Origin of the sequence: Qipengyuania sp. S6317L1 (assembly GCF_023015615.1) — a bacterium.
In the GTDB taxonomy this organism is placed as follows: Bacteria; Pseudomonadota; Alphaproteobacteria; order Sphingomonadales; family Sphingomonadaceae; genus Erythrobacter.
The window spans coordinates 76,374-91,143 of record NZ_JALKAJ010000004.1 but is presented as its reverse complement, the minus strand read 5'-3'; the positions used below and the strand labels follow the sequence as shown (position 1 = coordinate 91,143).

The 14,770-nt window shown below is 61.5% G+C and carries 15 protein-coding genes and 1 pseudogene; 15 read left to right on the top strand and 1 reads right to left on the bottom strand.

Annotated elements, in window-relative coordinates; translation table 11 throughout:
* Positions 1 to 199 precede the first annotated feature (199 nt).
* The 11 genes from MWU38_RS09670 (at position 200) to MWU38_RS09620 (ending at position 10,185) form a co-directional block, all read left to right on the top strand.
* Positions 200 to 829: a TetR family transcriptional regulator gene (locus MWU38_RS09670; protein WP_247271610.1), complete on the top strand. Its 630-nt coding sequence runs from the start codon at positions 200 to 202 to the stop codon at positions 827 to 829.
* A complete protein-coding gene (locus MWU38_RS09665) occupies positions 826 to 2,511 on the top strand; it encodes an MFS transporter (protein ID WP_247271609.1) in 1,686 nt (561 codons plus the stop codon). The genes MWU38_RS09670 and MWU38_RS09665 overlap by 4 nt, the downstream gene beginning before the upstream one ends.
* A complete protein-coding gene (locus MWU38_RS09660) occupies positions 2,508 to 3,623 on the top strand; it encodes an HlyD family secretion protein (RefSeq protein ID WP_247271608.1) in 1,116 nt (371 codons plus the stop codon). Before MWU38_RS09665 ends, MWU38_RS09660 begins: the two co-directional genes overlap by 4 nt.
* A 2-nt stretch (positions 3,624 to 3,625) precedes the next feature.
* Positions 3,626 to 4,993: an efflux transporter outer membrane subunit gene (locus MWU38_RS09655; protein ID WP_247271607.1), complete on the top strand. Its 1,368-nt coding sequence runs from the start codon at positions 3,626 to 3,628 to the stop codon at positions 4,991 to 4,993.
* Positions 4,994 to 5,220: 227 nt separating this feature from the next.
* A complete protein-coding gene (locus MWU38_RS09650) occupies positions 5,221 to 6,150 on the top strand; it encodes a zincin-like metallopeptidase domain-containing protein (protein WP_034953448.1) in 930 nt (309 codons plus the stop codon).
* An 11-nt stretch (positions 6,151 to 6,161) separates the two neighbouring features.
* The gene (locus tag MWU38_RS09645) at positions 6,162 to 6,590 is read left to right on the top strand and encodes a hypothetical protein (RefSeq protein WP_152434313.1); all 429 of its coding nucleotides are present in this window, start codon (positions 6,162 to 6,164) and stop codon (positions 6,588 to 6,590) included.
* Positions 6,591 to 6,629: 39 nt separating this feature from the next.
* A complete protein-coding gene (locus MWU38_RS09640) occupies positions 6,630 to 7,007 on the top strand; it encodes an MbcA/ParS/Xre antitoxin family protein (protein WP_152434314.1) in 378 nt (125 codons plus the stop codon).
* Positions 6,979 to 7,707, top strand: coding sequence for an RES family NAD+ phosphorylase (locus MWU38_RS09635; RefSeq protein WP_247271606.1), 729 nt, complete (start codon positions 6,979 to 6,981; stop codon positions 7,705 to 7,707). The genes MWU38_RS09640 and MWU38_RS09635 overlap by 29 nt, the downstream gene beginning before the upstream one ends.
* A 271-nt stretch (positions 7,708 to 7,978) precedes the next feature.
* On the top strand, positions 7,979 to 8,911 hold the full coding sequence (locus MWU38_RS09630; protein ID WP_247271605.1) for a DUF2493 domain-containing protein: 933 nt from the start codon (positions 7,979 to 7,981) through the stop codon (positions 8,909 to 8,911).
* A gap of 333 nt (positions 8,912 to 9,244) precedes the next feature.
* Positions 9,245 to 9,514: a hypothetical protein gene (locus tag MWU38_RS09625; RefSeq protein ID WP_152434317.1), complete on the top strand. Its 270-nt coding sequence runs from the start codon at positions 9,245 to 9,247 to the stop codon at positions 9,512 to 9,514.
* A gap of 272 nt (positions 9,515 to 9,786) precedes the next feature.
* The gene (locus MWU38_RS09620; RefSeq protein ID WP_152434318.1) at positions 9,787 to 10,185 is read left to right on the top strand and encodes a single-stranded DNA-binding protein; all 399 of its coding nucleotides are present in this window, start codon (positions 9,787 to 9,789) and stop codon (positions 10,183 to 10,185) included.
* A 65-nt stretch (positions 10,186 to 10,250) separates the two neighbouring features.
* On the opposite strand, the gene MWU38_RS09615 is transcribed toward MWU38_RS09620, so the two are convergent.
* Positions 10,251 to 10,514, bottom strand: a complete 264-nt coding sequence (locus MWU38_RS09615; RefSeq protein WP_034953461.1) for a DUF6437 family protein — start codon at positions 10,512 to 10,514, stop codon at positions 10,251 to 10,253.
* 343 nt (positions 10,515 to 10,857) lie between these two features.
* On the opposite strand from MWU38_RS09615, the gene MWU38_RS09610 reads away from it, so the two are divergent.
* The 4 genes and pseudogenes from MWU38_RS09610 to MWU38_RS09595 all read left to right on the top strand — a co-directional run bounded on the left by MWU38_RS09610 (position 10,858) and on the right by MWU38_RS09595 (position 14,736).
* Positions 10,858 to 11,079: a hypothetical protein gene (locus MWU38_RS09610; RefSeq protein WP_034953463.1), complete on the top strand. Its 222-nt coding sequence runs from the start codon at positions 10,858 to 10,860 to the stop codon at positions 11,077 to 11,079.
* A 704-nt stretch (positions 11,080 to 11,783) separates the two neighbouring features.
* Positions 11,784 to 12,776 (top strand): site-specific integrase, encoded by a 993-nt coding sequence (locus MWU38_RS09605; protein WP_247271604.1) that lies wholly within the window; start codon positions 11,784 to 11,786, stop codon positions 12,774 to 12,776.
* Positions 12,773 to 13,999: a site-specific integrase gene (locus MWU38_RS09600; protein ID WP_247271603.1), complete on the top strand. Its 1,227-nt coding sequence runs from the start codon at positions 12,773 to 12,775 to the stop codon at positions 13,997 to 13,999. The genes MWU38_RS09605 and MWU38_RS09600 overlap by 4 nt, the downstream gene beginning before the upstream one ends.
* A 104-nt stretch (positions 14,000 to 14,103) precedes the next feature.
* Positions 14,104 to 14,736: pseudogene (locus MWU38_RS09595) on the top strand (tyrosine-type recombinase/integrase).
* Positions 14,737 to 14,770 lie beyond the last annotated feature (34 nt).

The following is a 14,770-nucleotide window of genomic DNA, read 5'->3' as shown; positions in this document are numbered from 1 at the left end:
CTTTGTGATAGGAAGACGCCAGCAGCGGTTCGATTTAAAACTGCAATTTTCGCGCTCCGACAAAACCGTTCGCGAGACAGGGCTTAGCCATCGATAACGGGTCGCTCCACGCGGTCGCCAGCCAGTCCAGTCGATTTATTCAACGGCCATTGAATACCGAAACACGGTGCTTTATGTTGCAGCGCACAAGGAGCGGTGAATGACCGAACGACGCGGGCGTGGACGCCCCAGAGAAAACGATAGCGACACCAGTGCGGCAATTTCGCGCGCCGCGCTGCAGCGTTTTGCCGCGCAGGGTTTCGACGCCACCTCGCTGCGGGAGATCGCCGGCGATGCCGGGGTCGACGTCGCGCTGATTTCCTATCGATTCGGCGGCAAGCAGGGCTTGTGGAAGGATATCGTTTGGCAGGCGGGTGCGGCCTTGCGCGAGGCGCTCGAACGAGCCCTGGGCGATAGCGAGGCAACGGGCGCGCAAAAACGGCTGGAGCATTCGGCACATGCCTTCCTCACTTATCTTCTCGATCGACCAGAGGTCCCGCGCCTGCTGCTGCGTGACATAACGATCGATAGCGATCGCTCGAAATGGCTGCTCGAGACGCTCTCGCTGCCGCTGCACCGCCATTTCATCGAATTGGCGCAAGCCGCAGCGGAGGAGCGTGATAAGACTCCGGCGCACCTCGAGTTCCGGGTAGCGAATTTCATCTATTCCGCCGCCAGCACCGTCGCCCGGCGCGAACGCCTTGCCAAACTTGTCGGCGACATGGAAGACGATGCGCAGTTTGCAGCCGCGCTCGAAGAGGTGCTCGTCGCGGGAGCGCTGATGCCGTGACCGAACGCGGTACCCTCATCGACACTGTGGACGGCTATCGGTTCAAGCAGCACGAGATGCCGATCCTCCCCGGCTCTCCCGCCAATCCCGACCACCCTCCGGCGCGCCGCGCGGCCTATCTCGCCATCGGTGTCTTCATGGCGCTGGTGGGCGGCGCGCAGAACGGTTTCCTGCTCGCCAACGCACCGTTCCTCCAGGCCGAATTCGCCCTGACGCCGGTCGAGGCAGGTTGGCTGACGGTGGCGTTCTATTCGACCTACGCCACGATGAGCATGCTGCTGTTCCGCGTGCGGCAGGAATTCGGCATTCAGCCGTTCGTGCGCTGGGCCATGGCTGGGCTGGTCGCCGCCAATTTCGTCCAGATGATCGGCCCCGGATACTATCCCGAACTTGCCGCGCGCGCGGTTGCGGGCATCACCGCCAGCGGGCTGTCGGCGCTGGCGATCTACTACCTTATGCAGGGTCTTCCGGCCGCGATGCGCGTGGGCGGACTGGTTATCTCGCTGGGTCTGATACAGGTGTCATTCCCGCTTGCTCGGGCAGTGTCGCCGGCTCTGCTAGTCGATGGCGACATGACAAATGTCTTCCAGTTCCAGTTCGCCCTGTCGCTACTGGGCCTAGGCATGGTGATCCTGCTGCGGCTCCCGCCGGGTATCCGCAAGCAGACCTTCGAGAAGCTCGACATCCCAAGCATTGCGCTCTTCATCATCGGGATTGCAGCATTTTGCGCTTTCCTGATCCAGGGCCGCATCCAGTGGTGGGACACGCCATGGCTCGGTTACGCGCTGGCCGCCAGCATCCTCGCGCTGGGCGGGTGCTTCCTGATCGAGGCCAACCGCAAGAGCCCCATGCTCGATCTCAGTTGGCTGTCGAGCCGCTCGATCCTCGCGCTCGCGCTGATCGGGGCGACCGTGCGCATCCTCGTTGCCGAACAGGGGTTCGGGGCGAGCGGGATGTTCACCGCGCTGGGCTACGGCAACGAGCAGCTGACCAGCTATTTCTGGGTGCTTGCCGGGGCGACCTTCGGGGGCATGGCGCTGTCGGTGGTGCGGCTCGACCCCAAGGACCTCACCCGGCCCGTGCTCTTCGCGATCCTCGTGATCTGCATCGCTGCCTTCGCCGATACGCGCACCGGGGTGATGACGCGGCCGCAGGACCTCTACCTCACGCAGGCCGCGATCGCCTTCGCGGCGGTCTTCGCCATGGGACCGATCATGATGGAGGGCATGCTGCGCGCGCTTGCGGCGGGCCAGAGCTACGTCATCAGCTTCATCGCGATATTTTCGCTGTCGCAATCGATCGGCGGCCTGGCGGGTATCTCGCTGCTGTCCGCCTTCCACACTGTGCGTTTGAAGACGCACCTCATCGACGCTGGCAGCACGCTTACGCTCGCAAACCAGCGATTGGCGCAGGCGCTCGGCAGTGCCGCACAGCGCGCAGCGCCGACGCAGAGCGATCCCGCGCTGCAACAACAGGCGGCGGCGTCGAGTATTTCGGCAGAGGTGGGCCGCGAAGCCGCAGTGCTCGCCTTCAACGATGTTTTCTTCCTCATCGGCACGCTCTCGGCGGTGACCTTCACCCTCGTCTTCGTGCCGTGGCTCCTCAACAAGATCCGCGGGCGTAACCCGCTCGCTAAAGAATTGGCCTTCATGGAGGCCATACTCGCAAGGACCAGACAATGACCGATTCGACTCCGGCCGAAACCGATGCCGAAACCATGACCGCGGACGCGCCCGCTCCCGAGCAGGAAAAGGGGTGGTCGCCCAATCCTTCCCGCCGACGGATCGTGGTGGCCGTCGGGGCGATCCTGATCGGCGTGCTCGTGGCGCTATTCGCCTGGGAACTGCCGCCTTTCGAAGGCGGCGACGAAACGACCAACAACGCCTATGTCCGCGGGCGCACCACGGTCGTCAGTCCGCAGGTTGCCGGCTACCTTGTCGAAGTGCCGGTGGATGACTTCCAGCGGGTTGAAAAAGGCGAGCTGCTCGCCCGGATCGACGATGCACCCTATCAGCAAAAGCTGCAGCAAGGCGCGGCCAACACCGCAGCACAGCAAGCGACGCTGGCCAACAGCGCGCAAAGCCTGCGCTCGGCACAGGCTCAGCTCGAATTACAGGATGCCGCCGTCGCTGCTGCACGCGCCGGTCTGCAAAAAGCGCAGGCCGACATGAACCGCATCGCCGAGCTGGTCGACGAAGGTTCGGTATCCCTGCGCGAACGCGATCAGGCCCGCGCAGCTTTGCAGCAGGCTCAGGCGGGCGTCAGGCAGGCGCAAGCGCAACGCGCCATTGCGGCGGAAAACGTGCGCTCGGTGTCCGTGGGTCGCCGTGCGCTCGAAGCGCAGGTGGCTGGCGCCGATGCTGCAAAAGGCCTTGCCGAGTTCGAGCTGTCGCGCACCGAGATCCGCGCACCGCGGGCAGGACGGCTTAGCGAGGTCAGCGCGCGCGTCGGCCAGCTGGTCAGTGCCGGGACCCAGCTCATGTACATCGTCCCCGACGACTTGTGGGTCGTCGCCAACTTCAAGGAAACGCAGACCGCGAACATGGCCGTTGGCCAGCGCGCCACGCTGGAGATCGATGCTTTGGGCGGCATCGAACTCACAGGCCGGGTGCAGAGCATAGCGCCTGCGGCCAGCAGCGAGTTCAGCCTCGTCAAGCCGGACACGGGCGCAGGAAATTTCGTGAAGGTGCCGCAACGTATCGCCGTGCGCATCGTGCTCGACAAGGGACAGGAGGCGGCAAAGCGGCTCGGTCCGGGCATGTCGGTCGTCGCCACTGTACATACGGAAGAATGATCATGATGAGCAGACCACTGGCCGTTCTGGCTACTAGCGCCCTTGCTCTCTCCGCCTGTGCTCCTGCTTTGCAGGAGGCTCCGCTTGGCGCCGCGGTTGCTCCACCGACCGAATGGCGAACCAGTCTTGATGTCACCGCTCCGGTCGAAAGGGACTGGTGGGACGCTTTCGGCGACCCGCAGCTTTCGCGCCTCGTCGAACAGGCACGAGCCAACAATCCCGACGTGCAGATTGCCGCGGCTCGGGTCGAAGAGGCGCGCGCGACCGAGCTGGCCTCGCGCGGCTTCCTGCTTCCCGCAGTTGGCGCAGGCGTCGAGGGCGGCGTCCGGCGCGAGGTTTCGCCTTTCGGCCAGCCGCAGACCTCCGTTGCCGCACAGCCTGCATTCCGTGCTTCCTACGAACTCGATCTCTTCGGCAAGAATGCCGCCCGCGTCGATGCGGCCGAGGCTGGCGTTGCCGCAAGCGCTGCAGGCGCGGAAGCGGCGCGGCTATCGGTAAGCGCGGCAACCGCCAGCGGCTACATCACCCTGCTGGCGCTAGACAAGCGGCTCTCCGTGCTCGAGGAAACGCTGGCTGCACGGCGGGAGGCGGTGAAGTTCGCCCGCGACCGGGCCGAAGTCGGCTACACCTCCCAGCTACCCCTCAGGCAGGCCGAAGCCGAGTATCAGGCCACCGCACAGCTCGTCCCGCAACTCAAAGCGCAGATCGCGCGGCAGGAAAACGCTCTCTCAGTACTGACCGGCGAGTTGCCGGGCACCATCGAGCGGGGCGGGACGCTGGCGGACCTGCGCCAGCCGCCCGCACCTGCGATCCTTCCATCAGAGCTGCTGCGCCGCCGTCCGGATGTCGCTGCAGCGGAGTACCGCATTGCGGCGGCAGATGCGCAAATGCGCGTGGCCCGCGCCGATTTCATGCCCTCCATCGACCTCGGGGCAGCGGCTGGTGTGGCGCTTTCCGACCTGCTTGCCGATCCCGTCAGCGTCTGGTCGCTGGGCGGCAGCATCCTTGCTCCGATCTTCCAGGGCGGGAAGCTCCAGGCACAGCTCGATGGTGCGACAGCGCAACGGGACCAGGCGGCCTGGGCCTACCGCTCAGCCGTCCTCAACGCTTTTCGCGAAGTAGAGGATCGCATGGCGGTGCTGGCAAATCTGAAAGAGCAGGAAACTGCACTCGAGGCCCAGCAGGTGGCCGTGGCCGATGCATTGCGCCATGCGCGCAACCGCTATCGTGCCGGCTACACACCCTACATCGAGCAGGTCGATGCACAGCGTGCTTTGCTGGGCGTTGAGCTGTCGCTAGTGCAGACCAGGGCCGATGAACTGACCGCGCTGGTCGGGCTCTATCAGGCTGTGGGCGGGGCGCCAGAATAAATGAACCATGACCTTCGGGCTTGCGACTGAGATAAGCTGCTTTCCTGCCATGATCGGTCAGAGGAACTCATTGCCGGAGCGCTGCTGAAGGTCCGCTTTCACGCGAACTCGAGGAAAGTCCCAATGTCCGAATTTGGGGCGCAAAGCCGACATCGAAGCTAAGAGGAGAGTGAGCTTCCTGATTCCTGAACCCGGACACGTCCGTTCCGGTGATCAGGAGACGATCGATGACCAAGTCCCGCCGCACCGCTTCAGTTTCTCCAGCCGGACGCATCACTGCCGCCATCATTGAAAAGCTCGAAGAGGGCACCAAGCCCTGGGTCAAGCCGTGGCGTGGCTTGCCGGTTTCGCGCCCCTTGCGTTGCTGCGGGACGCCCTATCGCGGCATGAACACCTTTTGGTTGTGTATGGTGGCCGATGCCTGCGGATACACCTCTCCCTACTGGATGACATACCGCCAGAGTCAGAAGCTCGGTGGTCAGGTCCGCAAAGGCGAGAAGTCGACCATCGCGATCTTCTACAAGAGCTACACAAAGGAAGTTGAAACCGCTGACGGCGGGCAGGACACGGAGAACCGTCGCGTGCTGAAGGCCTATTCGGTATTCAACGCCGACCAGTGCGATGGCCTTTCCGAATTCTACCATCCCAAGCCTCTGGTTGCCGCGCTTGAGCCCGAAGGCCGCGAAGAGCGGCTCGATGCCTTCTTCGCCCGGATCGAGGCAAACCTGCGGCATCACGGCGCGCAAGCATACTACGAGCCGCTGCGCGACCGCGTCACCATGCCGCCTGTTGAACTCTTCGAAGCCTATGACCACTACTATGCGACACTCGCGCATGAGCTGTCGCACTGGACGGGGCATTCCTCGCGGCTCGATCGCGATCTCAAGAACCGCTTCGGTAGCGATGCCTATGCCGCTGAAGAACTGATCGCCGAGCTATCGTCTGCCATTCTTGGCGCTGAACTGGGCCTTCCGGTCACCCACCTCGACCATCATGCGAGCTATATCGCGTCTTGGCTCAAGATCCTCAAATCGGACGAGCGCGCGATCCTGACCGCGGCAGCAAAGGCCGAGGAGGCAGCCACCTTGCTGCTCGAACTGGGTGAATTCCAATCAACTGAAGGCGAGACCGACGTCGATTTGGCTAGTGCAGCCTAAGGAGCGGTGAGATGGGACGTTCCGTCAGCTATCCGACCGGCTCATTGGTAGCCTTTCGCCTGCTCGATGACGGCGAAGACGACGATGCGGACTGGGTCTATGAGTGCCTCGTCGACGAGATCATCGATACCACAAAGGCAGCCTTTCCATCCTTCGAGACCTTCGATGGATGGCGCGGTCGCGAGGACCGTATCCTTCTGCGCAACGCCTTCGCCGATTGCGGGATATCGACCTATTGCGGGCTTGCCGCGATCTGGCTCGCCCCTCGCGATGATGCTCGCTTTTGGGAAGCTGACTTCTCTCACCCGCGCGCGGCCCGTGCGCGCCACTGGATCGCCCAAGTGGCGCCGCGTTTCGAACGAATGTTCGGCGAACTCAAAATGGTCGGGCGTTTCTCGAACGGAGAGGCGATCTTCGAACGCCAGAAATCTTGCATTTGAGGGACAATTGTGTATATCTTGCACATGAAAGGACAGGCTATGGCGACGAAGCCACTCGAATTGCAGCCCGACGATGGCAAGGTCCTCACCTCTGCTATCGCGCGCATCGCCGAGTTCTGGGGCCTCACCAATCCCAAGCTTGGTGCAATCCTCGGTGTATCGGAATCGACCGCCTCACGCCTGCGCTCGGGCAAGGCCCAGCTCGACCCTCAATCGAAGTCTTTCGAAGCTGCTCAGTTCCTCCTGCGACTGTTCCGCTCGCTCGACGCTCTGCTCGGGAGCGACGACATGTCTGCGCGCGCGTGGCTGACGACCGCCAATCTCGATCTCGATGCGCGTCCGATCGATCTCGTCGACAGCTTCAAGGGTCTCATCACCGTTTGCGACTATGTGGACGCCCACCGCGCTCGCGTCTGAGTTCCGCCGCTACCGCCGGACGGTATGGCGGGTAGTCGAAGCACAGCATCGCATCTCGACCAATCGATTGACCTCCGACCTTGGCGAGCAACAGCGGCTTGAAGAACTGGCAGATAGCGCCAAGCCGGACTTGCCGAAGTCCGCGCACGGGTTGCACTATCTCCTTGCTTCACCCTTTCGCTATGGCCACACGGTTGCCAGCCGTTTTCGCCGCGCAAACGAGCGACCCGGGATCTTCTACGCAAGCGAAGCCGAAGGCACCGCTATCACCGAGACCGCCTACTGGCGGCTCAAGTTCTACAGCCGCTCGCCGGGGTTCGTTCCCGGCAATCGGACCATCGAGCATCTGAGCTTTTGCGTAGCCGTATCGGTCACGCGGTTGACCGATACGACCAGACCGCCGCTCGAGGCCAATGCCAAGCGATGGCTTGACCCGGACGATTACTCGCATTGCCAGGACCTTGCTGCGTCGGTGCGCGAGGCGGACGGTCAGGCCATCCGCGCGCGCTCCGCGCGGGACCCGGACGGTATTAATCTCGCACTGCTCGATCCGGCCGGTTTCGCGAAATCGGAACCCGATCACGGGCGGGGCTGGCACTTGCGCCACGAAGGTGATCGGCTGACCGTGATCGCAGCGTTCCCCCATGCAGAAGTGCTTGCGTTTACGCCGGGACAATTCGGTCTTCTGGAGCGCTCCTGAACCGATCCGGGATTCCTCCCAAACAACTCCAGCGCCACTCCGACACTATCCCGCGCGAGCCTGTTCGCTGGTCCTTGTGCCCTGGACCGGTCAGGTCCCACCGCAACCCGCGCAAGGCTGCGGCCCGTGTGGCCCGCGCCAGCCTTGCCTTGCGGGGTTTCCCGCTGCCGCGGTGCGGCGTTCCCTTGTCCCGGTCCTTGTCGGGCACGGCGAACAGGCCCGCGCGGAAATTCCTCTGCCGGCATTCGCCGGTCTCAGGAGGACTACTCAGATGTATGACAGTTTCGCCAGCCAGCTTGCCGGTCTCGATCTATCCGGCTTCTCGATCACGCCTGCCCCTTTCAACGAGGCCGACTTCCCTTGCGAGGACGCCATGTCTCACACGCTCGGAGCGGTTTGGTCCGATCTCTTCGCATTGTTTGCCGACACCGCGCTCGAAGCTGACGCTGAGGATCTCGCCTGGGGCTTTGTCAATCTCTTCCACCGCGCCGCCAGCCGCAAGTTGGCCCAGGTGGACCGGGCCTCGGATGAAATCCGCGCCCTTCTGGCATCCGCCGACGGCTCCGAAGTGCATTCGTCGAACCTCGAAGAGCAGACCCTGCGCGCCCAGTCGGCTGAAGCCAGCATGTTTGCGTTCGAGCAGATGCGTGAGGTTGCAGCTGGTCTCTATCGCGACGAAACCGGTTCCTCGTGGAAGCCCGTATCGGGATCGCGTGCGCGCCATTTGAAGAACATGACTTCGGCTGTGATCGATGCCCGCGATTTCCTGCGCGTGCGCAAGGAACGTCGTCAGGCTGCACTTGCACCCGAGGGTACTCCGGTCGTGTTTGCCGGTGGTCGCAACCGCTTCGAAAGCGAGGCCGACGCCAAGACTTACGCGGCCAACATCTGGGCTACGCTAGACAAGGTGCGCGAGGTCGTTCCAGATCTCTTTCTCGTACACGGAGGCGACGGTAAGGGAGCCGACAGACTGGCTGCATCCTGGGCCGAGCGTAACGAAGTGCAGCAGCTGACATTCGGGCTTGAACGCCGTCTCGGGGCTTGCGCAGGATTCAAGCGCAACGAGCAAATGCTCGGTCTTAACCCTCGCTACGTGGTGGCATTTCCGGGCAATGGCGTGACCGAACGCTTGGTGATCGAGGCCAAGAAGCAGCGCATCACGGTTGTTGATCGTCGCGGGCCGTTGGGTAGCTGTCCTGGGTGAACGCGCGGGAGTTCTCTGGCCGTTCTCGCCAATGAACTCCCGTTCAACAGAAAAAAGGGCGGCCCATCTCGAGGCCGCCCACAAGGAGAGAACTCATTGCATTGCTGCTCCGAGCCCTTCGGGTCGCGAAGCTTTCAAAGCACTTGATGTCTCTGAGTCGATTGTAGGGTTACGACAGGCCCGCATAGGTACGCTTTGGAACAACTTCGTTGCTCATCGCGGGATAGCTGAGCGTCTCTGAAGCCACCCCCTTGTGGATGGATACGCTTGTTTATTGCAGCGGTGCGGCACTTATCGTTCCCGCATCTGATTTACCAAGCTACAAGAATGCCAATGCAACTCGATGATCTTCTCCTTCGCTACTTTGCCTCGACCAATATAGCTGAGATATCACCCGACACTTTAGCAGCCGGGATTGAGCATTGCCGGGTCGACCTCGGCCTCGAAGAGGACAGGGGCAAGCGCTTTGCACTGTGGTCGTTCCTGCACATGTTCGGGTCCGCCCCCGACCTCGATGTGGCGTTCGAGAACGAGGAAGACCGGGAAGCAGCCCGCAACTTCATGGATATCCTGGCGGCATCGGAAAGGGACGGCGAAAGCTGATTGCAGCGGGATCATATGACCCTTCAGACCCGCACCCGATACCCATCCGGCTTTCTTCGCGAACAGTCCTGAACCAAGTCAGCTGAGGAGCCGCAACCCGTTCCTTTGACGGCCGTGTTGTCGCGCTTCGCGCGCCTGCCCGCACCACCCGTCATGAACAGGTTTCCCTTCGGCCTTTCAGGCCTGCGGTGCAGTCCTCCCATGCCCTGCTTCTTTCAGATGTTCGCAAGCCGGAGATGGTCTCCGGTTTGAGGAACTGAAGGAATACAACCATGACCAATATCGCAATCCTCACCGGCCGCATCGCCCGCGATCCGGAAACTCGCGAGACCAAGGGCGGCACCAATGTCACCGGGATCACCGTCGTCACCGATCGCCCTGCACGGGACAAAGACGGCAAGACCTACAAGGACGAGAATGGCTACACCGCCAAGGAAAGCGAGTTCCACCGGGTGACCTGCTTCAACGGCCTCGCCAAGACCGTCGGGCAGTACTGCACCAAGGGCCAGCTGGTCAGCGTCCAGGGCCGCATCCACTACACCCAGTGGGAAGACAAGGACGGGGTCACGCGCTACGGCACCGAGATCCTCGCCGACAAGGTCGACTTCCTCTCGCGCGGCAACGGCTCCGGCGAGAACGACGACAACAAGGATGCTCCCGAGATCGACTGAACTCTCTCGTCGATCTCTCTCCCGAAGGGGTCCTGTCCAAGCCGGACAGGACCCCTTTCATCGTTCTACTTCACAGGCGTTTGTTGAGAGCGAGGAGAAGATATAGAAGCACCCAGCCGCTTCAACGCCTCATCCTCCCCCAGCTTTGCGAGCTCCACGGCCGCTTTAGCCAGGCCTTTCTTCGAGAACGTTTCGAGGCCCGTTCCGAGGATCACATGGCCCAGTTCAAGAGCCGCCTGTTGTTCGAGTTCTTTCTGACGCTGGTCGAGTGCCAGCCGGTCAGCCTCCAGCTTCTGGAGTGCGGCTACAGCGCTTCGTTTCGATGGCATTGGAGTCCGTCCTTACTCCCCTTTCGCGTTCCTCCCACGGGCTCCAATGGAACAGGCCAGACCCTGTAGGAAAGTCCTTTTGCAGATGACTGGCACGGGCGCTTTTATCGGGCGGGGGAGGGGCCTGGCTCACGGACTTTCAAGGATGACGGGCCTGGCACCGACGCGTCAAGGACGGCGGGGCCCCACCATTTTGACTTCCCTTCGCTTGCGCTGCGGTCCAACAAAATCGTTGCCCCCACCGCCGCTTCGCGGTCGCCCCTATGGGCGATCCCTGACCCGCCGGCACCGTGCCCATCCGCCTTCCTCCTGTCGTCTCACCGACAGACATCAGGAGGAAATCATGACTACACTTGGCAATATTGAATCGAATTCGAACAGCTACTTTGAAGCACTCGCCACTGCCGAACAGCGGGCCTTGCACAGTTTCTTCGACCAGCACGTCGTCGAGGATGACGACCTTGGATACTTCGCTCTCGACGAAGGTGACTACAACGCCTTGCCAGCACATCTGGCCAGCCGTGTGGTGCACACGGTGCATGGCGCAATGCTCGACGAGTTCTGAGCGTCCAATAGGGCGGGAGCCGGTGACGGTTCCTGCCCTTTTTTCGTGTTCGCTGGTGGAAGAGGAGGGCGGGATGTGGAGCGGGGCTGGTGACGCGCTCGGTCCCGCACCACCTGCGGCGGTGCTCCTGCGGGCGCGGTGTCTTTGTTCCGGGCCCCGCACGCACTTGCGCACCGCGACCGGGTCGGACCAGCGCGCGCGGCAGGACCGACAGGTCCCGTTCCCGCCGCTTCACACTTGGTCCTTTGCCGGTCCCTCTTGCGCAGGTGCTGCCTCTTGTTGAGGGTGTAGCTTCGACATGACCGCTCGCAGGCACCGGTTCGTGCGAAAGGTTGCTCACGCTCCTTTGGCAAGGATTGCCAAGCCCCACGATCAGAGAGCCGCAATCATTTCTGGGTCGGCCCGCGCAATTGTAGAGGGATGGCACACCGGACGCAGCGTATGCTGCATGAATGGAAGAAAAGTACGGTAAAACAAATAGTTGTATTTCAGCCGCAATCGAGCAGTCTGTTAGTAACCAAGGCTCAGTCATAGCCCCTCGCAGGCCGTCTTTCAGGCTGAAACTGACTGGCCACATCGCTCGTCGCAAGTCGCTTGCCATCGGTATCACGTGGGACTCAGAACTTCCCGGCTTCGGACTTCGCAAACGGAAGTCGGGACACCTTACTTGGATAGTCAAGCATAGCCCGCGGGGTGTGCAGCGCATGGTGACGCTTGGATGCGCGGGTGTGGCGGCAGGTGCGCTGAGCGCGCCCGCCGCGCGCGCTGCCGCGCGCAGTTTGCTCATTAAGGCTACGCTTGCCGACCTTCCGACCGCGCCCGCGAAGAGGCGAGTGCCACTGTTCGCTGATTATGCCGAAGAGTTCTGGCAGGATTATTCGCCGCATTGGAAGCCAGCGACCCAGCGATCGTCGCGTTCGCGCATCGATCAGTTGCTCGTCCCTAGGTTCGGTGACCTGCCGGTCGACATGATTGAACGCGGAGATATCAACCGCTGGCGAGACAGCATGGCTGAGCGGGGAGGTACCTTCAACCGGGCCATCCCCATCATGTCGGTGATGATGCAGTATGCCGAAAAGCTCGGCTACCGAGCGAAGAATACCAACCCGTGTCGCGGTGTCTCGCGTTTCAAACGCGACCTTCCCGAGCGCTACCTTTCCGCCGATGAATACCGCAGACTGGGGCGCGTTTTGGCCGAACACGATGGGGTCAATCCATTTGTCATTCCGGCGCTGCTCATGCTCATCTACACTGGTGCTCGGGTATCCGAGATCGCGACCTTGCGCTGGCGATATGTCCAGCCTCCACGGCTGCAATTGCCAGACAGCAAGACCGGCCCGAAGACGATCTATCTCAACCCGCAGGCCATCGCTGTGCTTGATGGACTGGAACGTCGCGGCGAAGAGTTGCTGGTCTTTCCTACCATGCGTCGCGAGGCTCCAATCAATCTCGGTCAGTACTGGGATCGCATCAGGCGCAAGGCTGCGCTCCCCGACGTGCGGCTCCACGATCTGCGCCACAGCTTTGCCTCGGTTGCCATCGCTCAACACATTCCACTGGCAACAATCGGCAAGCTTCTCGGCCACGCGCTTCCTGAGACAACTGCGCGGTACGCTCATCTGGCGGACGAAGTGATTGCCGAAAGCGCCGATCGCATCTGTTCCAACCTCGCCAGTGCAATGGGGATCGCTGCATGACCCAGTACGATCTCAGGCAGATCATTGCAGAGGAACTGGCACGCGTCATACCTGGCGAGGCAGGCAAGCGTCGCTCGAGATTTGACTATGTGCTCCCCGGCTTTGGTGAGCGGATCCATCCATCGGGCCGCAAGAGCTATGTGCTGCAGCGCACCATGGGCGGCAAGCAACGTCTGATCACTATTGGCGATGCGGCAATCCTGACAGAGCGTATTGCCAAGGACGTCGCACGACGTCTTATCCTGCGCATCGAGCTTGGTGAGAACCCTGCCGACAAGAAGCAGCGGGGGCGCAAGACGCCGACCTATGCAGCGTTTCTGCAATCATACTGGGAAGTCGCCGCGCCGACTTGGAAGCCATCCACCCGCGAGATCCAGAACATCTACCGGCGGACCCATCTCGATCATGCGTTTTCGGGAAAGTTCATCGACGAAATCAGCCATGCCAATGCGGTTCGGTGGCATGCCGAGCTCACACGCTCAGCAGGTCCCGGTGCAGCCAATCGTGCAATGGAAATCCTGAGAGCCATGTTCGGCAAGGCCGAGGCCTGGGGCTACTTGCCTGAGCATTCAAATCCATTTCGCGGTGTGAAGCGCAACAGGGGACGCAAGATCGAGCGTTTCCTGAGTGGACACGAGATGGCCCGGCTCGGCCGCGCGTTGGCTACCCACCGCGCCGAGAATCCTCTCGAGGTCGCGGTGATCTCGCTGCTCGCGCTTACTGGCTGTCGGCGAGGCGAGATCCTGAATCTCACTTGGGGCGAGGTTCAGGGCCGAAAGCTGAAACTTACTGATTCCAAGACTGGTCCGCGCATTGTCTGGCTTGGTCAGGAGGCGAGGGCATTGCTCGACGCATTCACGCGCGGAAAGAAGGATCAGCGCGTTTTCAAATTCGACGTTCTGCCGAGATCGGCTTTGGATTGGTTTTGGCGGAAATTGCGGACCGAAGCCGGACTTGACGATGTCAGGCTGCATGACCTCAGGCACAACTACGCCAGCCTGGCGGCGCGTTCCTCCGAAACGCTGCCGATGATCGGCAATCTCTTGGGGCACCGACACGTCTCAACAACTGCTCGGTACGCTCACTTGGACGACGGCGTTTTGTTCGAGGCTGCAGCTTTGATCGGCGAGAGCATTTCGCGTCATCTGCCAATGAGCTGGCAATGCAAGTCGGAACGGTCCGGAAAGACAGATTCGGCTTGTTCTTCCTCGATCGCGCCATAGGGTCTTATGGCTGCGAGGCGCCCTCATGTCGGACGTAGCCATCCGAGATCTTAGCTCCCGAAAGCGGACATTCTCTGCGGCCATTCCGGCCAAGGAGAATGACAATGACCTATTCACAATTTGATCCTGCTTCTCAAAACCGAGTGCCTTGGAACTTCGGTGCTAAGATCGGTCCCAAGCGTCCATTCAATCAAAAGCAGATTTGGGCGATCCGTTTCTTTCTTGATCGCGAGGAGCGCATAAGAGACCGCGCTCTGTTTGACTTGGCGATCGATAGCAAACTGCGAGGCTGTGATCTCGTCGAGCTCAAAATCGGCGACCTAGTCAGCGGCCCGGAAATCCGGACGCGAGCAACAATCACGCAGCGCAAAACAGGTCGACCTGTTCAGTTTGAGATCGCATCAGATGCGCGTGCAAGCCTGTTTGCGTGACTCGAGCTCAGATGTGGTGACGTGGAGGACTTCGTCTTCCCGAGCAGAGTTGATCAAACACGCCACTTGAGCACGCGACAGTACGCGCGGCTTGTTGATGAGTGGGTGACGGCTATTGGCTTGCGTCCTGAGGAATACGGCACCCACTCACTGCGCCGGACCAAAGCTTCAATCATCTACAAAGCCACAGGCAACATACGTGCAATCCAGATACTGCTCGGTCATTCCAAGATCGAGAACACCGTGCGGTATCTTGGTGTCGACATTGAAGATGCTCTTACTCTCGCTGAGAAAACTGAGATCTGACTGGAGTTGGGCGTTGATCTCAAATGGCCCAGCG